The organism is Pseudomonas sp. 22072 (genome assembly GCF_052046095.1).
GTDB classification, from domain to species: Bacteria; Pseudomonadota; Gammaproteobacteria; order Pseudomonadales; family Pseudomonadaceae; genus Aquipseudomonas; species Aquipseudomonas paracarnis.
The window spans coordinates 1-22,473 of record NZ_JBQEQE010000009.1 but is presented as its reverse complement, the minus strand read 5'-3'; the positions used below and the strand labels follow the sequence as shown (position 1 = coordinate 22,473).

16 protein-coding genes are annotated in these 22,473 nt (G+C 57.2%); 9 read left to right on the top strand and 7 right to left on the bottom strand.

Annotated features, from left to right (window positions below):
* The first annotated feature begins 21 nt into the window (after positions 1-21).
* Entirely contained in the window at positions 22-369 is a 348-nt protein-coding gene (locus tag ACTJLA_RS11565) for a helix-turn-helix domain-containing protein (protein ID WP_054899059.1), read from the top strand.
* Here ACTJLA_RS11565 and ACTJLA_RS11560 read toward each other — a convergent pair.
* The 3 genes from ACTJLA_RS11560 to ACTJLA_RS11550 form a co-directional block, all read right to left on the bottom strand.
* On the bottom strand, positions 360-494 hold the full coding sequence (locus ACTJLA_RS11560; RefSeq protein ID WP_014718417.1) for a hypothetical protein: 135 nt from the start codon (positions 492-494) through the stop codon (positions 360-362). The genes ACTJLA_RS11565 and ACTJLA_RS11560 overlap by 10 nt on opposite strands.
* A gap of 11 nt (positions 495-505) precedes the next feature.
* A complete protein-coding gene (locus ACTJLA_RS11555; protein ID WP_054899058.1) occupies positions 506-718 on the bottom strand; it encodes a hypothetical protein in 213 nt (70 codons plus the stop codon).
* Positions 719-803: 85 nt separating this feature from the next.
* The gene (locus ACTJLA_RS11550) at positions 804-1,349 is read right to left on the bottom strand and encodes a hypothetical protein (RefSeq protein WP_014718415.1); all 546 of its coding nucleotides are present in this window, start codon (positions 1,347-1,349) and stop codon (positions 804-806) included.
* Positions 1,350-1,745: 396 nt separating this feature from the next.
* Between ACTJLA_RS11550 and ACTJLA_RS11545 the strand changes: the two genes are divergently transcribed.
* A complete protein-coding gene (locus ACTJLA_RS11545) occupies positions 1,746-3,155 on the top strand; it encodes a circularly permuted type 2 ATP-grasp protein (protein WP_127882300.1) in 1,410 nt (469 codons plus the stop codon).
* 2 nt (positions 3,156-3,157) lie between these two features.
* Entirely contained in the window at positions 3,158-4,108 is a 951-nt protein-coding gene (locus ACTJLA_RS11540) for an alpha-E domain-containing protein (protein WP_181125486.1), read from the top strand.
* A gap of 90 nt (positions 4,109-4,198) precedes the next feature.
* On the opposite strand, the gene ACTJLA_RS11535 is transcribed toward ACTJLA_RS11540, so the two are convergent.
* Positions 4,199-7,165, bottom strand: coding sequence for a hypothetical protein (locus ACTJLA_RS11535; RefSeq protein ID WP_440841276.1), 2,967 nt, complete (start codon positions 7,163-7,165; stop codon positions 4,199-4,201).
* Positions 7,166-7,448: 283 nt separating this feature from the next.
* Between ACTJLA_RS11535 and ACTJLA_RS11530 the strand changes: the two genes are divergently transcribed.
* From ACTJLA_RS11530 to ACTJLA_RS11510, 5 genes are all read left to right on the top strand, one after another.
* Entirely contained in the window at positions 7,449-8,915 is a 1,467-nt protein-coding gene (locus ACTJLA_RS11530) for a hypothetical protein (RefSeq protein WP_089041664.1), read from the top strand.
* A 139-nt stretch (positions 8,916-9,054) separates the two neighbouring features.
* Positions 9,055-10,542, top strand: coding sequence for a hypothetical protein (locus ACTJLA_RS11525; protein ID WP_440841274.1), 1,488 nt, complete (start codon positions 9,055-9,057; stop codon positions 10,540-10,542).
* 42 nt (positions 10,543-10,584) lie between these two features.
* The gene (locus ACTJLA_RS11520; protein WP_440841272.1) at positions 10,585-12,801 is read left to right on the top strand and encodes a hypothetical protein; all 2,217 of its coding nucleotides are present in this window, start codon (positions 10,585-10,587) and stop codon (positions 12,799-12,801) included.
* Between the two features lie 49 nt (positions 12,802-12,850).
* The gene (locus ACTJLA_RS11515) at positions 12,851-14,647 is read left to right on the top strand and encodes a hypothetical protein (protein ID WP_440841270.1); all 1,797 of its coding nucleotides are present in this window, start codon (positions 12,851-12,853) and stop codon (positions 14,645-14,647) included.
* 77 nt (positions 14,648-14,724) lie between these two features.
* Positions 14,725-16,482 (top strand): hypothetical protein, encoded by a 1,758-nt coding sequence (locus ACTJLA_RS11510; protein WP_440841268.1) that lies wholly within the window; start codon positions 14,725-14,727, stop codon positions 16,480-16,482.
* A 9-nt stretch (positions 16,483-16,491) separates the two neighbouring features.
* On the opposite strand, the gene ACTJLA_RS11505 is transcribed toward ACTJLA_RS11510, so the two are convergent.
* Positions 16,492-18,750, bottom strand: coding sequence for an ATP-dependent DNA helicase (locus tag ACTJLA_RS11505; RefSeq protein ID WP_440841266.1), 2,259 nt, complete (start codon positions 18,748-18,750; stop codon positions 16,492-16,494).
* Positions 18,747-20,393 carry a VRR-NUC domain-containing protein gene (locus tag ACTJLA_RS11500; RefSeq protein ID WP_440841264.1) on the bottom strand — a complete coding sequence of 549 codons (1,647 nt, stop codon included), beginning with the start codon at positions 20,391-20,393 and terminating at the stop codon, positions 18,747-18,749. Before ACTJLA_RS11500 ends, ACTJLA_RS11505 begins: the two co-directional genes overlap by 4 nt.
* A 189-nt stretch (positions 20,394-20,582) precedes the next feature.
* On the opposite strand from ACTJLA_RS11500, the gene ACTJLA_RS11495 reads away from it, so the two are divergent.
* The gene (locus ACTJLA_RS11495) at positions 20,583-20,807 is read left to right on the top strand and encodes a YgdI/YgdR family lipoprotein (protein ID WP_003191162.1); all 225 of its coding nucleotides are present in this window, start codon (positions 20,583-20,585) and stop codon (positions 20,805-20,807) included.
* A 119-nt stretch (positions 20,808-20,926) separates the two neighbouring features.
* Here ACTJLA_RS11495 and ACTJLA_RS11490 read toward each other — a convergent pair whose 3' ends face one another.
* Entirely contained in the window at positions 20,927-22,351 is a 1,425-nt protein-coding gene (locus ACTJLA_RS11490) for a polyurethane esterase (protein ID WP_440841262.1), read from the bottom strand.
* Positions 22,352-22,473: the final 122 nt, after the last annotated feature.

Sequence of the window (22,473 nt, the reverse complement as noted above, 5' to 3'; positions counted from 1 at the left end):
ACCCACAGTGCGAGTCAACTAATGAAAAACATCGCCCAACGATTGCTTGAGGAACGCCAACGCCTGGGATATTCGCAGCAATACCTGGCGCAGGCAGGCGGCGTGACCACACGCGAGCAACGTCAATATGAACTGGGCGAAGACCTGCCCCATGCCAACTACCTGGCAGCTTTGGCCGAGCATGGGGTGGATGTGGTGTATGTGATCACTGGCAAGCGCAGCACAGTGGTCAATATCAGCCGCGATCAGGCGCAGACGCTGATCGATAACCGCGTGGTGGGCCAGGAGGTGTCGCTGGACGGCGGGGCCGAGGAAGACGTCTACTTCAAGCTCAGCAATCCCTCGGGCCCGCCGCCGGATCAGTCCTGATTTTCAGTGTTGCCAACGTCCGCCGCTTCATCCAGGTCGTTCAGCGGTACCTCGGCATCGTCCATCAGCGAACCCGGGTCTTCGTTGCCCGGGTCGTTGAGTTCATCGTCCAGTTCTTTTGACATGTGCGTCTCCTCTAACCGCCTTGGGTATCGATATCGGCATCGGTTTCAGGCTTGTGCTCACGCTCAGGCCTGAAGTCTGGACTGTAGTCGTTTTCCTTGGCCTTTGGGTCGCTCGCAGGCGTTGGATCCTTGGGCGCTTCGGCGGCAGTGCCAGGGGCCGGCTCGCCGCCGTCGATGGCGGGGTCGTTGCGATTGTTAGTCTGTGGATCGTTAGATTGGGTCATGAGGCACCTCTCTGCAGGCCGGTGAAAAATCTGTACCGCATAGAGCTAAGGCGTCACGGCCACGGCTGAAGTTCCGTCCGCGTGGTCAGCGCAGTGGATTGTCCACCTGGATATAAAACGCATAGATGCCCAACACCAGCCAGAACACCATGAACAACCACGGCGCACGCATGGAAAACAACAACGACTTGCGATAGCCCTTGTGGCTCGACTCCACCTCGGAAAACAGCGGCGATTCATCGTAGGCCATGCCCATCACCGGCTCGCTGCGCAGCAATTCGCTTTGCTTGTAGTGCCAGTGGTCGATAATTTCATACGCCGCACGGATACCGGGCCAGGCATTCAGCGAACTGAGAATACCCAGCGAGACCAGGAAGATCGGCACCACCAGCGTGAACAGCTTGCCCCATTCCGGGTTGAGGTTGCCCATGCCGGAGACAAAGGCAATCACCAGGAAGGATTGCGCGGTCAGGTAGGCGTCGGTGCGGTTGGCCAGGATGCTGGTTTCGTACTGGATCTCGCGCCGGTAAAAGTCGAGGCGGTCCTTGGGCGAGCCGAAAATCTTTGCGTTGTGTTCGCTGTGGTCGTTCAGGGCCGCTTCCGGAGTGTGGGGGGAGATGATTCTGGACACGACGGTGCTCCACAAGGTGACGAAACTCCTTAGAAGAATCGGGGCTCGGTGAAGTTCAAGTGGGTTGCTGCACCAATCTGAAACACGCCGCGCCCCATTGTGGTGAGCCCCCTCCTGTGGCGAGCGAGCTTGCTCGCGCTGGAGCGCAGCGCTCCCGCCTTTATTGGGGCCNGCCACAGGTTATTGATGCCTAGTTCGCATTCCGGCACAGGCATTGCTTTATCCATTCACCACCCGGAAAACAGGAGCATACGTTACCCCCCGACCCAGAGCCGCCCCCATAAGAAAGTAAGGACCAGGCCTGTTGGCACCTTCAGCCACGGGCTCATAAAAACATGCGTTTTTTTAAGCGGCAGTGCCACCCAAAGCCACACTGGGCACTGACAAGGTACTGGAATGGCTCGATCTTTCTTTGATGAAATGAATGACGCAAACGGCGTATGCCGTGCGCACTATCAGGACTTCTCTCGCTGGCTGGCCAATACGCCGCCAGAACTGCTGGCCCAGCGTCGCCGTGAAGCGGACTTGCTGTTCCATCGCGCCGGGATCACCTTCACCCTGTATGGCGACGAACAAGACACCGAACGCCTGATTCCCTTCGACATCATTCCCCGCAGCATCCCCGCCAGTGAATGGAGCCTGATCGAGCGTGGCTGCATCCAGCGGGTCAATGCACTGAACATGTTTCTCGCCGACATCTACCACGACCAACGCATCATCAAGGCCGGGATCATTCCGGCAGAACAGGTGCTGGGCAACGAGGGCTATCAGAAGGCGATGGTCGGCCTGGACCTGCACCGCGACATTTACTCGCACATCTCCGGTGTCGACCTAGTGCGCGACGGCGACGGTACCTACTACGTGCTGGAAGACAACCTGCGCACCCCCAGCGGCGTGAGCTACATGCTCGAAGACCGCAAGATGATGATGCGGCTGTTCCCGGAAGTCTTCGCCAAGCAGCGCATTGCGCCGGTGGATCATTACCCTAACCTGCTGCTCAAGACGTTGAAGAGTTCCAGCCGCCTGGACAATCCCAACGTGGTCGTCCTGACTCCAGGGCGCTTCAACAGCGCCTTCTTCGAACACGCGTTCCTTGCCCGGGAAATGGGCGTGGAGCTGGTGGAAGGTGCCGATCTGTTCGTGCACGATCTCAAGGTGTTCATGCGCACCACCGACGGCCCCAAGCCCGTGGACGTGATCTACCGGCGCATTGACGACGCCTTCCTCGACCCCCAGGCGTTCAACCCCGAGTCGATGCTCGGCGTGCCGGGGCTGGTAGCGGCTTACTGCGCCGGCAATGTGGTACTGGCCAACGCTATCGGCACCGGGGTGGCTGACGACAAGTCGATCTATCCCTATGTACCGGCGATGATCCGCTTCTACCTGGACGAGGAACCGATCCTGCAAAACGTGCCGACCTTCCAATGCCGCAAGCCCGATGAACTGTCCCATGTGCTGGCCAACCTCGAACAGTTGGTGGTCAAGGAAACCCAGGGCTCCGGCGGCTACGGCATGCTGGTGGGCCCGGCGTCGACGGCCGCCGAGATCGAAGACTTCCGCCAGCGCATCAAGGCCCGTCCCCATGCCTACATCGCCCAACCCACCCTGAGCCTGTCCACCTGCCCGACCTTCGTCGAAAACGGCATTGCGCCCCGGCATATCGACCTGCGCCCATTCGTACTCTCGGGCAAGGAAACCCGCCTGGTGCCCGGCGGCTTGACCCGCGTGGCGCTGAAGGAAGGCTCGCTGGTCGTCAACTCGTCGCAAGGCGGCGGAACCAAGGACACCTGGGTGGTGGAGGGCTGAGTATGTTGAGTAGAACCGCTGCAGATCTGTATTGGATGTCCCGCTACCTGGAGCGCGCCGAGAACCTGGCACGCATGCTGGAAGTCAGTTATTCGCTGTCCTTGATGCCCCAGGCCGGGCGCAGCGATGGTCTGGATGAGTTGGCGATGTCGTTGCTCAGCAGCGGCACCCTGGACAGTTACCTCGAACGCCACCACACCCTGGATGCCGAGCGCATGCTGCACTTCTTCGCCCTCGACGAAGAAAACCCGGCGAGCATCTACAACTGCCTGCGCGCCGCCCGGGGCAATGCCCACGCCGTGCGCGGACGCATCACCGCCGACATGTGGGAAAACCTCAATGCCACCTGGCTGGAAATGCGCAGCATTGCCGCCGGCGGCCTGGCGCGACATGGCATCAGCCACTTCTGTGACTGGGTCAAACAACGTTCGCACCTGTTTCGCGGCGCCACCTCCGGGACGATCATGCGCAATGACGCCTATCGCTTCATCCGCCTCGGCACCTTTGTCGAGCGCGCCGACAACACCCTGCGCCTGCTGGATGCACGCTACGAGATGTTCGGCGAAGAGTCCGAAGAAGTCAGCGACCTGTCGGCCCGCGGCTATTACCAGTGGAGCGCCCTGCTCCGCGCGTTGTCGTCATTCGAGGCGTATACCGAGCTGTATCCCAATGCCTTGAATGCCCGCTCGGTGTCGGAACTGCTGCTGTTGCGCAGTGACGTGCCGCGCTCGCTGCATGCGTGTATCGAGGAGTTGAGCCATATTCTCGCGGATCTGCCGGGTAGTTATGGGCGCACTGCGCAGCGCTTGGCTGCCGAGTTTGAAGCGCGGCTGCGGTATACGGGGATTGATGAGATTCTGGAGGATGGGTTGCATAGCCGGTTGACGGAGTTTATTGAGGGCGTGCGGGAGTTGGCGGGGGCGGTGCAGAGTTCGTATTTGGAAGTGATCTGAAACCTGTCTTGGGATTTGAAATGCAGGCAGCTTTCTATATAAAAAGCCCGCACCCCAAGCCCACGTCACGCAACTTCAAGACAAGCCAAATTAAACCCTGCGAATTCTAATATTATCAACAAAAAATTTCATACCGGACATCGTTCTGCTTAGAATCAAAACCCGTAAAGGGTAAACATTAGAGCTCTCTGGCGGCACAAACTCAACCACAAGCTTTTTCCAATAATGATTAACTTGGATATCTTCCATTGCAATTCGATTGTTGCCAGAGAAAATTAACGCTATCCCATAATATTTATCGGACTGATCAACAGCAAGATCAGAACTAAACTCGTATTTCTGGCCAGCAGAAAACTGGTTGCCCGTATAAATCTTCTCCAGTCCAAATTCAGCCGAGACCCCGGAGTTAACTAGCCACAGATAGTAACCTCCAGCTTGAGCACTAAATCCATAAATCCCGGCGTTGACAGCACGCCAACCGTTAAGCGTTTTATCATCAAACGTAGTAAATTCGATCTCAATTGGGAGAGGTTTGTTGATGACTTTGTACTCCACTATCGGAAAGCTGATGGCCAGGGTTTCATCCTTGCTTGTGCTGACCGCTGCCTTGAGCTCCATCTGCAGCTTGCTGCCATCACCCAATCCATTCAAATAACTACGAGCAATCCCTGGTTCGATTTTTCCGTTAGCGATCCAGGTCGGATTGACAGCTGCACTGCCCGCCCCGTTGTACACCGTCAGCGAATGATCATCGCCCTTGTTCGTTTTCCCCAGCAGCCTCAACCAGACGGGGTTAGGCGCAGTGATAAACGGCCAGACACCAATATGCCCTGTGGCATTGCCGGTAAACGTAGTCAAGTCCAGTACTTGAGTCGCCGCGTTAGCCTGATTGATCTTGAGCACGGTTTTGGCCAACTCAGCCTGGGGTATCGGCGTTACCGTTACCCTTAACACCTTCGACGGCCAACCCACATCATTCCGTGTGACGTCATATTCAAGTGTCAAGGTTCTGTTAGCGTTACCGATATTCGCCGCAAAAGCCAAAGAGGCAATATCAAATTCCACGCTGCCCGCCGCCGCGCTCCCCGGTTTTCCGAGTATTGCTGGCGAACCGATACCCGCTGTACCGACCATTTTGGGTTGAATGAAATCAGTATCGGCCATGCCGGTATAGCTGACCACCAGCTTGCTGCCTTGCAACACATTCATGGGTGCCAACGTGGCCGTTTCCGGGCCGGTGATACTGGCGTGGCGCAACACCGGTACCGGCAAATCCACCAAGCCACGACTGATCAGCAGGTCAGTGATTGCTGAGTAACGTTTCTTGCCGTCGCGCTCCAAGGTATAAAAAGCCGAAACCCATTCATCTTCGTTGGGCCCGATATATTTGTACGGCACCGGGAAGACAGCGACTTGCCCATCCGTGTCTACGTTGAATGGAATAGGCGGCGCGGAAACGCGGCTATACCAATACAGCGTCAACCCATCCCCGGCCTGGGTCTCGCTGAAGGGCGCCTTGACGTTGGCCCCGTTGACGACGTCGTCCGGATCCAATTGATTGCCTTGGGCCTTTTCCACCTCGGGGGCCGGCATGTCCCGTGTAGGCTCCCCCACTTGATACACCTGGCGCAGAGACTCCTGAGGCTGTTCGCTTCCTCGAGTAGCGCTATAAAGCACTTCGATCTGGCGCCCATCAAAGCGCGCGAGCTCGGTGCCGGATACATCAAAAGTCATTTCCTCGCCAGGGAATATCTCGCCGACGGCTCGGCCGGCAATATAGTCGACCGTACCCTCGGCGTCGGCGGCCAAGATGATCACTTGCAGCCTGTCGGAGCTGGCCCAACTGGTTTGCGCCGGGAAGCGGATGGTAATCAGCGGCAAGTCCGGCTTGAGAACGCCACCCAAGGCCTGGTCCACTGTCGGCGCAGGCCATCTGACTATCTCCCCGATGACCGAGAGGTAGAGATTGTGTGAACGCTTGTCGGGCACGCCGGCGCTGGCACCTGTCAACTCGTAATACACCACCGCGCTGCCTTGGGCGATTGCATGCACCAAGTGGTTTTCGATCTTGAAGGTATAACCCTTCCCACCTGCCAGGGGCCGATCTTCAAAATGGGAAACCGAGCCCCCTTGGTGATTCTTCCCATTCCAGTAAAAGAAAATCTGACTGTAGGCCCTTGCATCCGCCGCTGAAACTGCCAGGCCGACTTCAACGTCCCGGGTGCCTAATACTTCCAGGTCAATTTCTCGATCAGTCTCAGGAAACTGGACCCAGGCCGCGCCCAGGCGATCGGTTTCCAGGTACACCGAAACCAACGCAGTTGTCGACCAGAGCGCCCAGGGATCGGGCATATTTCCGGTGGGGCCTTGAACTTGAAACGCGACCGGCAGCAACTCACTGTCCCCGGCATCCTGGATGGCTTCATAGCCCACAAAGCAAACAATGTCCCGGCCGACTTCATCCGGCTGGATCAACCGCTCGATGCGAACCGACCCCCAGACGACGATGAGCAGGTCATAGGCAGCCATGTTCGACCAGTGCCTGCAGATTATCTCCACGCCGAGCTTGGCCCGCTCATCATTGACCCCCTCAAGCCTTACACCCTCCGGTAATTCCAAGATCAGGTTCTGATTACCGGGTGCCGGGTTGAGGTCTTCTCCGCCGGGATGTTGCAGGTTGACGCGTAGACGCAAGGGAGCGGTCTGGGAATTATCGTCACTGCCGCGAATAACCAGCACCTGCACCGGGTCAGCCCAGGACTCGCGAATACTGTCGAACGGCACAGTGAAGGGGATGCGGGTCAAGTGCTCATCGCCTTCGCGAATCAGGTTGAAGGCAACCGGACTACCGGGCCCCCAGTACAACTCGAACAACGTTCCTTCGGGTGTCCCATCTGGCCTATCGATATGCACCACCAAGGGCCGCATGGTATGCGACACGCCGATGCCGCCATCAGCGTTCTCGATATCGCCCTCGATGGGCGGGTGCATCAGCGGGATGTCCACCACTGGCAGGTTGGGAGTTAGGGAAGGACGGCGATAAAGATGCCTGGCCATGTTGCCTCCTCGATTTCACGCAGCCCCATCGACATGGGCACCATCTGGGTAAATCAGACACCTGAATGCACTGCCCTGGCTACTGTCAGAATTCACAGGTAGCGACAGACGGCCGCGTGTCTGCGTAATGACACCGCAATTGAAAAAAGTGCCGCAACACCACTCGTCGTAACCTGTGAACTTTGACAGTAGCCAGCGCTGAATCACGAGTGTTTGATAACGCCAAGGCATAGGTGGTTAAGCCGCGATGCGCCGACCTAACGACTCGCTCAGGAGAACGAAAATGAGCAACGAAAGCGCCAAGATCTCCTCGCCGGACCAACCGAGGCAGCTTCCGCGCTTGTTGATTCCGGGCCTCACAAACCAAGTCGACGGCTACGACGGGGGCATTCCGGCCTGGTTAATCGCGGCAGGCCTGAGCGTCAGAGTGGACAACACTTGGGTTGCCAGCATCGACGATATCGTCAGTATCGTCTCGATGCCTGATATGACGTTGCTGGCCATCAAGCAGGTAGCTCCTGGAGAAGAGCATCACAACAGTTATTTCTTTTCCATTCCCGCAGAAAAGCTTCCCGACGGAGAGATGCGCCTGGGATACGTGGTGAATTACAAAGGGAGCCAGGACGACTACGAGGTCTCTTATCCGCTGAGTGTGCTGATCAAAACGCAACTGCCCGCCGGTGAAGATGTTGAACCGATCGAACCGGGCCACTCGGAACTGGCGTTCACGCTCTCGACTCTCACGGTATTCCCACCCGATGCCACAAAAGGCGTCAATGCCATCATTGAGCCTTACCCGAATATGCATGCTGAAGACCGCATCCACTTCCAATGGGGCGGCCTGACCATCGTGCAAAAGGTCGCGGGTGTGGGCCAGCCGACGCTGATCGTCATCAATTACGCCCAGATTGCCAGCGCCGGCGATAGTGAGAACCTGCTAACCGGTTTCTACGTCGTAGACCTTGTCGGCAATGCATCGGCCCTCAGGTCCGGATACCGGCAAGTGCGTGTAGAGCTTACCAGTGCGCAATGGGACGGGCCTTTCATCCAGTCTGACGACCCGCTGGGGTATATCGACATTGAAAAACTCGCCGGTGGCAACCTGACCGTCGGTATGTATACCCCGGCACGCGTCGGCAGGGCTGGCGACTGGTATGTCATCACCTTCAAAGCCTACCCGCCTTTGGGCGGCGAGGTGGTGCATCGGCGCATAGTCACCATCAGCAGGGCCGGTACCGTGACGTATCACGAGGTGCCTTACAGCAAGGTCCGTGCTGCCGCTGGAGGACGAGTGGAATTGAGCTACGAATTGATTCGGGCAGACGACCTGGTCAATCAAACATCGAAGAAAACCTTCGCTGAAGTGTTGGGGACGGTGGTACGGCTGGAGGCGCCCTACTTCGAAAAATACCCTGAAGATATCGTTCACATCGAAACAGAACTCGTGGTGACGCTCCCCTGGTATGCCTGGCGCACCTCCCACGACAGGCTGACGTTGATCCTGCGCTTTGTGAAGTCACTCAATGAAATCATCTTGTATAGCGTGACGAAACCGGTGGGGTCATTTTGGGGCGATGGTCAGCCGATTCAGTGGGTCATCAGAGGCGCAGACATCGAACAATTCGCAGGCTACGCCCCAGACCTTTACTTCGTGTACGAGTCCACTTCCGAATCCCCTTCCGTCAAAGCGCGGTCCACTGACCTGAACGAGTCAGTGCGACGGCGCGTGCAGATACTGTCCGGTTCTTGACTAATGTGCTTGAGTACGACCGTTCGTCTAAACCTGTCAATTTTGACAGTAGCCAAGTTCTTCTTCACAGGTGTTTGATATCTACACGCTCAGGAACAGCATCCTGTAATGCTCGCCTACGTCCTACCCGGAGAACGCCATGTCTAGTAAAAACAGCAAGCCGGCTACCACTAACAGCAAAAAGGTGTCGTCGATAAAACCCAAGTTTCTTGACACCCCGCGGATTCCAGGGATGTCCCCAGCGTTTAAAGGCTATGACGGTGGTATCGCGCAGTGGTTGTTGGCCGGAGGATTGACCGTTGCAGTGGATAAAAACTGGTCGGCCAAGCCCAAGGATAAGATCCAAGTGCTGTCCATTGCCGGAGGGGTGAAGGTCCTTGCCGAGAAAACCCTGTTGCCTGGAGAAGAACAGCGAAACAGTTTTTCATTCGCTATCTCGGACAATGACCTGCCTGAGGGCGATGTGATACTGCAGTACAAGGTGCTGTATGAGGGCGGACCGGATAATGATGCCTCCTATCCACTGACATTAATGGTCAAGAGAAGCATGCCGGCGGGCCGCGACATGGATGAGATGGAATCAGGTCATTCTGCCCTCAACTTCACGCTGTCTGACTTAGAGATCCGAGAAATACAGGCCGGTCGAGGTGTCACTATTACCTTTGATCCTTACCCGAACATGCATGAGTTGGATGTGATTGAGGCCCAATTCGGCAACTATTTTCCGCCGCGTCAGCAAGTGACGGGGGTAGGCCTGCGGACCGAGATAAAACTCAACCGCGATCAAATTGTCGCCGTCGGAAACGGCACTAACCGTTTAGTGAGTTTTCAAGTCGTCGACGCAGTGCGCAACGTGTCCACTCCCCGCTCAAGAAATATTCCGGTGCTGGTGGATATTGGTACCGCGAATTTGGAAGCACCTATCTTCGTGCAACAGCAGTTCCCCGGTGTCATCGATCTTGAATCACTCGCCGGCGAGGACCTGCATATGCAGCTTTTCACCTACCCGTGGGAGGGGCCTGTAGGACACACGTATTTTGCCACTTACCGGGGTTACCCTAAGTTGGGGGGCGTGGTGCTGCACGAGGAATACGTTCCGATTACAGCGGCTGGCAGGCCCCATGACTTCCATATACCTAATGACAAAGTGCGAGCCTGCGCCGGCGGCAAGGTCGAGGTCAGCTTTATCTTGCTCAAGGGGCTCGACAGGGTGGGTTACTCGAAGTTTGCCTCTGCAGCGGTGCAGGATGCCCTTGTCCGGCTACAGCCGCCGATTTTTTTGCGCTACCCCTCTCATGTGGTCAACCCAATTCCCATCAATGGCGCCGCCGTGGAGATCCCGTGGTACGCCTGGCGCCAACCCACCGACAAGCTTATGTTGATCATGCGTTATGAGGTGCCGGGCAGCCACGACCTTATCATTTACGATGACCCCTTCACGGTCGGCCAGGTGCCCGAGGGGGTGCCGATCAGACGCCTGATTCCGTATGACGGGCTGTTGAAATTCAATGGCACGACGCCGGACCTTTACTACGTTTATGAATCCGCAAACATTCTGGCCAGCAGCAGGGACCTGAACGAATCGATACGTCAGCCAGTGCAGATTGGGGCGCCGGTAGTCAAGTAAAAACTGCTGCCCTCCCGAAAACCTTGCCCTGGAGATAGAGCAATGACCGGCAAAACGATAAAAGAGACAGGCACCCCCCTCGAAGACTACGATCTGGGCCCAGTCTTGATCAGCGGTATAACGCCTCCCGTCGAAGGGGATACCGAGTCCGACGGTGCCCTCGGCGCGCGACACGTCGAACATGACCTGGAGGTGCTGCTCCTGGGGTTTCCCGATCAGGTATTGGACACCGAGATCTACCTGATCTGGAACAACCCTCATGCGCCCGTGGACTATCTCATCATCCAACCGGAGAACCAGGGCAATCGGTTTTTCAGCTTGATGGTGGATAAGGAACAGATCCTGCCGGAATGGGCCGAAGTCTATTGCCTCATCAGGCGCCCCAGCGGCAACACGTCCAAAACCAAGCCGCTCAAGCTCAGGGTAAAACGCAACCGCCCTGGCGATCCCGACCAGCACTCTGAAAGCGGTCATCGAGGCCTGGTATTTTATCTGCCGCCCGACCTGGAAGCCGGTAGCCACGTAGACATGGCCAGGGCGGAACGCGGTGTGACGCTTGAGATTCAGCCCTGGGAATATATGGCTGAGTGGGATACCTGCCGTATTGCCTGGGGCTCAAAGATTGTCGAAAAAGTGGTGACGGCCAGCGAAGTGGGGCGTGAATTTGAGATGACGTTATCCCTTGAGGATATCCTCGAAAACCCCCACTACGTGAACATGCCGGTGGCCATGCAGATCAGGGATGTGGGCGGTAACTACCCTGCTGATCCCAATTCAGCCTCGAATTGGTCGGAGAAGAAGCGCGTCGAGGTCAACCTCGGCTTGTTACGCCCGCGCCCACCCTTCCTGGAGCAGGCCGGGGAGGACGTGAACCTTGACGAGTTGGGAGCCGCAGACCAGACAGTCCAGGTGTTTGTCGATAACGATTTTTTTGAGCGGGGCGATACAATCGCGTTTGAGTGGGAGGGGCGCGATGTTCAAAATGTGCCCTTTTTCCACTCGGAGGAAAGATCTGTCGTACTGACCAATGTTATCGAAGAGTTCGACATCCCGAATGAATGGGTGCGTGCGGTCGCGATGGGTACGGTGATCATGTACTACAGCCTTTACAAGCACCGGGACGACAAATGGCTGCCATCGAGAAAAGTGCGTGTCACGGTTACAGGTAACGTTCCCGAATGGCCTGCACCGTGCATTGTCGAAGCCCCCGGTGGAGAGCTGGAGCCAACGTCCATTGCCACGATGAAGTTCAACGTACAGGATGGCTGGACCACCGCAACCAAACTGCGCATTGTGTGGGCAGCCCATTCGGTTAACTTTACAGAAGAGTTTTATCTAGATCCTTTTCCGGTTGACCGAGTAGTTTCGTTTACCGTGCCAAACGATCAAGTCAGACGTTTCAACACGTTGCCTGTCGAAGTGTATTACGAGCGTATCGACCTAAAGCCCGAGCGTCAATCATCACGCCTGCAACTGCAAGTGGGTGAGCCTGCAAGAACATTACCTCTCCCAGTTGTCGATAAAGCATGGGGAAACTATCTGATCTTAAATGATATTGACACGGAAGAAATCGTGGTGACGCTACCAATCACTGACAGCTTGGTAGACGACCTCATTGTTCTGGATTGGCAGGGGAGTATCTCCGGTACATCTGTGTCTGTCAAAGTAGCGCCTGAGCAGGCTGGAAAGTCCATTAACATACCCATAACGCGCAACTACGCCAGTGAGAACCTGGATCACTCAGTCAGAATTAAATACAGTTTGGCCAGGGCCAATGTCCCTAGAAGGTTCTCACAGATTTATGTGCTGCACATTCGTTCAGCGCATGACCACATCACCAACTTCCACAATAGCGACTTGAATGGCTGGGTGTTCGGGTCGGCCGTCAACGACAGGCGTGACCGGGGTTTCAGAAAATATGCGGACTTTACAACCTACTTCAACAATACATTCACAAATAACAGCGATGGCGTAATTTTCAGCCAGGTTTTTGGAAATCTACGCATCAACAGAGAATATGAATTTAGCATAACAGCCAAACGCGTCTATGGTCTCTATAGCTTACCGCGTATCTCCTTAAGTTCTTCACAAGGTCAATTGGTAGCGCCGTTCAATTTAACCTCTGCATATACCTTCCACACCTTTTCGGGACGACTGACTGTTAACCGTTCGACACTAACGCTTTATATCAACAGTCATGAGTCGAGTGGTGTCGGTAACGACTACGAATTCAAGGAAATCCGCTTCAGGCTAGTTTAAAAAGTCCGCCGCCTATCCGAACGGGATACTTCGCAAAGGAATTACCACCATGTCCAAGCTCATTATCGATGCCCCCTCGCCCACTGCGAAATTGGGCGAACTTTACATTCCAGAACTCTATCCAGCAGCACCTGGCGATACCGAGATTGACGGTAATCTGGGACTCAGAAATATCGAAACACCGCAGCTTGTCTACGTTAAGAAAGGGGCCCATACATATCCCGGACAGCTGTTCGAACTGTTTAGCAACGACCAAGTAATTCCAATTGCTCACACCTTTGTCATGCCCGCTGACGTCCAGAGTGAATGGCTGCCGATTCTCCTGCCCGAGGGCAGTATCAAGCCTAAATGGCTAGACCCGCTCGTATGCCGTATCAACCATACCGGCGTATCAACCCACCCTCTGCGCTTGCGGGTCAATCTCGATATACCGGCAGGCAATGATCCGGATCCCGGTAAACCGGGACACCAAGGGCTGGTTATTTACCTGCCTGACGATGTGCTGGTTAACGGTGTCAGCGAAGAGCGAGCCCGCGAAGGGATCGAAATCACGCTCATGCCTTACCTTCACATGGCGGAAGGTGACTGCATCCGGCTGTGCTGGGGGGATCAGCAGATCACTTATTCCGTGAGCGTCACAGACCTCGGCCGCGAGATACACCTTGTGGTGCCTTACGCGAAAATCATGGCCGCCCGCGACGCCATAGGGCTGAACGTGCGGCTGCAAGTACGTGGGCCAACGGGTAACTTTACCGAGCCCGCCGCACGTTGGTCGGCGCCCAGCGAAGTGCTTGTGTATGCCCAGCGGGACATTTTGAGAGAGCCTTTTACAGAGGTTGACCCGCAAACCGGGGTAATTGATCTGGATAAGTTGCAGGGCAAACCGCTGATCGCTTCTGTGTTTGCCTCACCCGATTATTTCGAGCGACAAGACACCTTGGAGTTCTTTTTCACGGCAACCAACGCCCAAGGGGAGCTATCCACCCATAGTAAAAAACAAACAGTGGACAGGACCAACCGTATTTTTGACTTCGAGGTCCCCTATGCATTTATGGCGAACCTGATCCATGGCCACGCCAAACTCCATTACGTACTGCACAAATACGTCCAGCCAATGGAGATGTATTCGCAAGCAGCCTATGTGAGTATCGAAGGCGCGGATGTGGAGTGGCCTGCGCCGTACCTGAACGAGGCTATGCCCTTTGCCGACACACGAGCTACCGAAGTCGACATCTATGTCTACGTGCCTTATCAAGCCGCCTGGAGACCGCAAGACCTGATCACCCTGGTCTGGGTATTACCTGACCCTGAAGGCACCGTGGAATACCGCTCTAGCTGTTATGCCGGCACACGCCCGGAGCACGGCGCCATTGAGTTCGTACTACCGGCAGAGCAGATCAAGCGGTTCGAGGGCCGCCCTTCGCAGATGTACTACGAAGCCAACAACAGTGAGGGGGTCTCGCTGGGGGTCTCAGCGCGCAAGCCCCTGCAAGTAGGTGAGAGGTGGGCCCCCATGGCGGCCCCCGTCGTCGACAAGGTCATCGGGCATCAACTTGACCCGGACCTGATAGGTGACGGTGTCTGGGTGACTATCCCTTCCCCTCCAGTAGGCCGGGAGGTTCGCTTGCACTGGTACGGCCCGAGTAACCGCGTTGAAATGCTCAAGTACATAGAAACCCCTGGCGATGTACGGATCAAAGTACCCGCCCACTATGTGCTGGAAGACCTCAACCGCCTCGTAAAAGTCTATTGGCAAGTCAGCCTGAACGGGACTGCGCACCGCTATTCCAAAGTCGTCACACTGCGGATTGCGCGTCGCGGCATAGATGGCTGTGAAAACAGTTAGCAGGTGTGATCATCACGCTCAACGCTGAAGTGTGTACCTCGATTGGCAACGCTCTCTCAACCGTGGAGAACTTCATAATGCCTCGTGCTTCTGAAAAAAAAGCTGGCGGTTCAACTACGGGTGACCAACCTGAGTTGTTTATCCAGAATCTGGGCAGGCCTATCGCTGAAGATACTGTGCCGGATGCGTGCATTGGCCTGAGGCACGTCGAATATGACCTCACCCTCCAACTTTTTCGATCCCCTCAGCAAACGTTCGCGCTGGACACCGTGCTGTATCTGTACTGGAACGGCCCGACACCGGAGGATTACCTGGTCATCGACGACAGCAACGTGAATGACCTGGTTTATCTCCTTACGATGCGAAAAGAGAGCATTCTGCCGGCAATGGCCAAGGTGTATTGCACGGTGGAAGAGCCTGCTGCCGACCCCGTCGACTCCAATAGCCTCATATTGCGGATCAAACTCAACCGCCCCGGTGAACGCGACCCGAATTCGGACGTTCCCGGACATCAAGGACTGGTAGTTTTTTTACCTGAGGATATCGAAGCGGGTGCCGTGGTCGATCGTGAGAGGGCTATATCGGGGGTCATTCTGGAGGTCCAGCCTTACGAGAATATGGAAGTGTATGACACGTGCCGATTTGCCTGGGGCAAAGAACTCTTCACCCATGTGGTCACCCGCGAGGAGGTTAACAGGGGCTTCCAGATCACGGTTCCCACCCAGGTCATCCTCGATGCCGGCAGCGACCCTTACCTGAAAATGGCGATGCAAGTCATCGACGCCGTTGGCAATTATCCAATCTATGACCCTGAGTCGGACGCCAATTGGTCGCCGACCCAGACGGTGGCGGTTGACCTTGGAACCCGACCACTGGAGGCGCCTTTTATTGAACAACCAGGCGAGATCGTTGACTTGAAAAAGCTGGGCGATAAGCCGCAGAAGGTCCTGCTGTTTCTTCACCCCGAGGTCTTCGGTAAAGGTGATCGCGTACTCCTGGACTGGGCGGGTCGAGACGCGGAGAACATCCCGGTGCCCTACCGCGAGGAGAAAGTGGTCGAACGCACCAATAGTTTCATGGCATTCAATATCCCCAATGAAAGGCTCAAGGCGCTGGGAGGCGGTATTTCGTTCTTGTCTTGTAGCCTGCAAAAGGCGAGAACCGATGACTGGCGGGTCTCGAAGAAGGTTCGACTGAACATACGCGGTGCCGCCAGCCCATGGCGTGCGCCTCAGGTTCTGGAGGCCTCGGCAGGCTATCTGGACCCCACTCTCGCCCAGGTGACAGTGTCCATGATAGCGCCCGATGGATGGGATGCTTCGGTCCCAATACGCCTGGTGTGGGTAGGCCGCTCGACGATCTACACCCAGGAATACACGCTGCTCACCCTCCCTGAGGATCGTATCCTGGTGTTCAGGATCGAAGGTAAGCAGATCAGGCGTTTTAATCACCAACTCACCGAGCTGTACTACGAACGTGCCGATCATGCCTCTGGCCGTGCGTCGCAACGTTTGCGATTACAGGTCGGTGAGCCGCTCGGACGATTGCCAAAGGCGCGAGTTGAAGGCTCGACGGTTGAGCACCAAGTGAGCGTCGTACTGCCGTTCACCGAAACAGTGCCCGGCGATATCCTGACCTTGCAATGGATGAGCAGCCACGTCAGGACCTCGGTGCCCACAACATTGACTCCAGAAACAGCCGGCCTGGCACTGTCTATTCCGATTTCAGTGAAAAACCTCAAGCATGGCGAGATCGTAAAGGTGTTCTACAGCCTTAACCGTAGCGGCCAACCCACTCGGTATTCGGAGCTGCTGGTATGGATAAAGAGCCAATAAAGACGAGTGTCAATGCGCGGGCGTCCACCAGCGCGGCAACAACTGCCGCACCCGCTGCTCCCCAAACCGATCATCAATCAACATCACCACCCCTCGATCCTGTTGGCTGCGAATCACCCTCCCCGCCGCCTGCACGACTTTTTGAATACCCGGGTACAGATACGTGTAGTCGTACCCCGCGCCGAAAATCGCGCCCATGCGCAGTTTCATCTGCTCGTTCACCGGGTTGAGCTGGGGCAAGCCCAGGGTGGCGATAAACGCGCCGATCAAGCGCGTGCCGGGCAAGTCAATGCCTTCGCCGAACGCTCCGCCCAGTACCGCAAAGCCGATGCCCTGGCTATGCGGGGTGAACTGGTCGAGAAAGGCCTGGCGCTCGGCCTCGGCCATACCTCGGGATTGCAGCCACAGCGCAATCTGTGGGTGTCGCTCAGCCAGTAGCTGCGCGACCTGTTGCAGGTAATCGAAGCTGGAGAAAAACGCCAAATAGTTACCCGGTTGCGCGGCGAACTGCTGGGCGATCAATGCCACGATGGGTTCCAGCGATGCCTGGCGATGCACGAACCGCGTGGAGATCCGCTCAACGATGCTCACCTGCAACTGCTCGGCCTTGAACGGTGATTCAACGTCGACCCAGGCGGTGTTCGCTGGCAGGCCCAGCAAATCGGCGTAATAGTGCCGTGGGCTCAAGGTCGCGGAAAACAACACACTGCTGCGCGCAGCCGTAAGCCTGGGCCGGATGAACTCGGCCGGTACCACGTTGCGCAGGCACAGGGTCGAGCTGCTGCGCTTGGCGGTGAACGAGCGCTTAGTGATATCGAAAATAAAGTGCTCGTTAAACAGCTCCGCCACTTTGGCCCATTGCAGCGCGTCGAAGTAGAAGGCTTGCAGGTCACCGGTGAGGGCATCGGGGTGATCGTTGAAGTAATCGCCCATGGCGCTGGTGCACAGGCTCAGGGCCTGGAGCAGTTTGTCGGGTTTGGCGGCGTAGGCCTGATAAGGCGCCAGTTGATCCTTGTGCAACGCGTTCCACTCACGGTTGAGGCGCTGCAAGGGTTTTTTCAGCGCTTCGGGTGCACTGTCACGCACGGTCCTAAGGCTGTATTGATCCAGGCTGGCGCTGTACATCGAGCGGGCTCGCTCGACCAGGTTGTGGGCTTCATCCACCAGCACCGAGACCTGCCATTGGTTGAGCTGGGCGAGGCCGAACAGCATCGCGCCAAAGTCGAAGTAATAGTTGTAGTCGGCGACGATCAGGTCGCTCCAGCGCGCCATTTCCTGGCTCAAATAGTACGGGCAAACCTGATGAGCCAGCGCCACGTTGCGCAGGCTGCGTTGATCGAGCAGGCGCACCTGGGACGCGGCCTGGCGGGCAGCAGGCAGGCGGTCGTAAAAGCCCTTGGCCAACGGGCAGGAGTCGCCATGGCAGGCTTTGTCCAGGTGTTCGCATGCCTTGTCCCGAGCCACCAGTTCAAGCACACGCAATGGCAGATCGGGACTGCTGTCGTACAACACCTGCGCAGCATCCAGGGCCAGCTTGCGCCCGGGCGTCTTGGCGGTGAGGAAAAACACCTTGTCCAGTTGCTGCGGCGCCAAGGCCTTGAGCTGCGGAAAGATAGTGCCGATGGTCTTGCCAATGCCGGTGGGCGCTTGGGCCATCAGGCACCGGCCGGTACTCACCGCTTTGTAGACCGACTCGGCCAAGGTGCGCTGCCCGGAACGGAAGTCGGCATGGGGGAATGCCAGGCTCTGCGCGCCAGCGTTGCGTGCCTCGCGATGCTGCATTTCTTGCCGGGCCCAGTCCAGGAACAGCGCGCATTGTTGGTTGAAGAACTGCTCAAGGCCTGGCGCATCGAATCGCTGGTTGAGCACGGTTTCGCCTTCGCCGACGATATCGAAGTACACCAGCGCCAGGTCGATCTCACTGAGCCCGAGCTTCTGGCACATCAGCCAGCCATACACTTTGACCTGGGCCCAATGCAGCTGCCGATGGTTGGCGGGTTGGGCAGCGAGGTCGCCGCGGTAGGTCTTCACCTCTTCGAGGCGGTTGCTGTCCGGGTCATAGCCGTCCGCCCTGCCCCGTACTTTGAGTTGCTGGTACTCGCCTTCAAGCGCCACTTCATTCTGGTAGTGCGCATTGCGCCGTGACGCTACCGTGCGATGGCCGACGATGCCTTCCTGGGCGCTGGGCGACGGCGTAAAGCGCAGGTCGAGGTCACCGACCTTGGCCGTGAACTCACACAGCGCCCGCACGGCCACGCTGTAACTCAAGCGGGTTGCTCCGCCCAGCGCACGTAACAGACGGTGACTGGCATCTGGTGCTCGCCGCAGAATTGCAGCCAACGCAACTGGTTGTCTTGCAGGCGGTCGCCGGGGCCTTTGACCTCGATCATGCGATAGGTATTTTGTGCGGGCCAGAACTGGATAAGGTCCGGCATCCCGGCCCGGTTGGCACGGATATCCTGCAACAGGCGCGTAAACCAATGGCGCAAGTGTTCGGCGGGCAGGCAGGCCAGGGCTTGCTCCAGCAGTTCTTCGCTGAGCAGGTTCCAGAACACAAAAGGCGACTGAATGCCCCATTTTTCCAAGTAGCGCTGGCGGATGCTGGCCTTGTAGCGACCATCCTTCAGTTGTGCAAAGCACGCGGCAAACAAAGCTTCTCGACGTTGATAAAAGTCCTCGCTGTGCAAATCCGCCGGCCCACGCTGGAACGGGTGGAAGAACGCCCCCGGCAGCGGGGCGAAAATCGCCTCCCAGCACAGCAAGCCGAACAGCGAATTGATCAGGCCATTCTCGACGTAATGCACGGGCGCATCCGGTTCGCTCAGGTGCGCCAGCACACTGGATTCCACCGACAGCAGCGGTTCCTGCATCAGTGCCAGGTCCAGGCGCGCCACCGCTTGGGGCTTGGCCCTGGGCAGCGCCGGCCCGCCAAGTTTGCGCCGCAGGCGCGGCACTACCCTTAGCAGCTGTTGGTGTTCGGCGGCGCTGTGTGGGGCCTGTTGTGCCTCGGTCGCCAGGGCCATGGCTTGGGCGTAATCCTCCTGGCGCTCCAGTACGCGAATCAGCCGCGCCCGGGCACCGGGGTGCGTGCAACCGCGGTAAATCTGTTCGGCCAGCGCCAGCTCGGCGCAGCGTTCGCAATACTGGCCAATCTGGAACAACAGCTTGGCGCGGCGCTTTTCCAGCCAGGGGTTGTCGGTACACAACGTGGCGACCTGCGCCAACACCGTATCCAGCGCTTCACCGGCTTCAAAGGCCTGCTGGCACTGGTGCAGGAACAGGAACCCATGCACGTCGTCCCGGCTGCGTAACCCACGCGACTCGGCGCAGAACTCGACTTTTTCATAGGTGTAGATGCCCAGGTCTGCCAGCACGAATTCCGACCAGTCCTGGTGCAGATTGCCGAAGAACATCAGGCGCAGGCGATCACACAACTCCATTACCGTCAGGCTGTAGAGCGCGTCGTCTACGTCGGGGCACCACTGGGCAAAGCTGCGCGACTCGGTAAATTGCGCGGCCAAAGGTTCAAGCCAATCGGCCTTGTTACCCTTGGGTTGATCGATCCAGGGCTTGAAGGCGCCGAGCAATTCACTCTTTTGCAGCAGCGCGAACAGGGTGGCAAACGGCAGCGGGCTTTGATCCTCCACCCATCCCAGCTCACGCAATGGCCCCGCCGCCGCATGGGGGCAACCGATTTCCAGGTAATGGAGTTTAGTGGCGCGAAAATGCACGCCCTTGCGCATCACCATGCGCACCAACAACGCCTGGGAGGCCTGGGGCAACCTGTCAAATTGCTGAATGAATTGCTGTTCGTGCGCATCGAGCAAATCGGCGTAGCGTTGCCCCAACCAAACCAGCACTTGGCGGAAGTTATGCAGGTAATACAAGGGGTCTTCGAGGGGGTTGGCCATGGTGCAATGCAATCAAATACTGGTTATGCATACAGAGTGCCGGGGCAAAGCCGTTGTTGCAATCAGTAATAGATAAATGGCGCCTGCAACTTTTTGCAAAAAAACAATCTGATGAGTGGGTTGATCGCGTAATATTTATGGCCCCGCAAGCAGACGCTGCGGGACTTTTCAGGGTTAAAGGTAAGGGTTATGAACATGAAGAATTTGGGTCTGCCACTGGTTGCACTCACTTTTCTGGTATTGGCCGGTTGCTCCACGCAAACCGTGGTGACCTTGCAGAACGGCACGCAGTATTTGACCAAGGACACGCCCAACGCCAAGACCGCCGACGGCTTCTACGAGTTCACCGATATTGCCGGCAAGCGTATTCGTATCAAGGCCGATGATGTGGCCACGGTGCGTAAGGAAAAATGATCATCTAGCAAAACCCATCAAATGTGGGAGCTGGCTTGCCTGCGATAGCGATTTTTCAGTCACCGCATGGCTGTCTCGACCGCGCCATCGCAGGCAAGCCAGCTCCCACACCGAATGCGTTAGCTGATGACTATCCCCTCCCCCGACAGACTGCTCACACCCACCAGCGTCACCGAATCCGTACCAAAGCCAATGACGGTATCCCCGCCCACCACCTTGATGTGATCGCGGTAATCATTGCTGCCCGCCACGTCGTTGAACACCAGCTTGTCCGTCGCCTGGTAGCCGATCACCCGGTCATTGCCAAACTGCCCGCTGAACAAAAACGTGTTGTGCCCGCTGCTGTCGCGGATGGTGTCATTGCCCTTGCCACCTTCGATAAAGTCCGCGCCCCTGCCGCCTTTGATCAAGTCGTCGCCGTCGCTGCCGATGATGAAGGTATTGCCCTTGTGCGCCTCGGCATTGCGGTTGAGGTCTTGCACCCAGGTGGTGGCCCGTGCCGGGTCGGACAGGTTGGCGACGATCACCGTGGAGTCGCGGGTCATCTGTTCGTAGAACCCCGAGTCGAGGATACGGGTCATGCCGTCACCGTAACCGGTGGGCAAGTGCGAAACCCAAGTGGGCAGGTTGAGGATGGAAAACGGCAGGACGTTCCACAGGGATGAGGCGTAGTGATCGTTGAAACTGACAATGTTGTCGGTGCTCGATTCGTGGGCCTTGTCGTGCACGCCCAGGGACGACAGGTTGAATGACGAGCCATCCAGGGCTCGGAATACTGGATCGTTTTCATAACCGACGTTAAGCACCTTGTCGCCGGCGCTCTGGGTCGGCGATGCGTAGGCCACGTAGTTGGAGTCCTTATAGAACCCCGACCAGGTACTGTCGCTCAAGTCGGCCATGCTGTTGACCGCCAGGCCGCCCAGGCTGTGGCCGCTGACCACTACGTCATTGCCGCCCAGGCCCTGGGCAGTGGCGTAGTCCGCCACGTTCTTGAGCAAGCCGCCAAAGGCCTCCCCCGCGTAGTTCTTGGCATAATCCTTGGGCCCGAAGGCGGCGAGCAGGTCGCTGATCACATCGCCGATGGAGTCAGTGATCACGCTTTCCCGAGGCCCTGAAGTGCCGCGGAAACTGATGCCGATTTCCAGCAGCTTGCCAGCGTCATCGTACTTGCCCAGCACCTCGGCCTGCGCCGTGCCGTAGCCGAATTTTTCGCCAAAGTAGGTGCCGCGTGCATCGACCTTGCCGCTGTAGCCCAGGGTGCTGGCGCTGATGGGCGTCCAGCCGGCTGCTTGCACCGCCTCAAGGGCGGCTTTTTCCGAGTCGGGGTTCCAGGGGATGCCGGGGATGACCCCTTGGGCATTGCTGCCGCCAATCAGCGCGCTGACCAGGGTGGCCGGTAACCCCAGCCCGAGGCCATTGTTCTGGTAGCCGACGGCAAAGCCGTTATCCAGGTTGTGGTAGGAATACAGCGTGATCGCCATGGCATCGGCGAACAACGCCTTGGAGTCCTCGGTACCGAGGTTTTTATAGTCAAAGATACCCATTGGTAGTGCCTCTCTGTTGTTGGATTTGTAGAGAAAGCCAAAACACCTGTTATCCGTTACCACCTGTAGGAGCGAGCTTGTGTGGCGAGGGAGCTTGCTCCCGCTGGGCTGCGCAGCGGCCC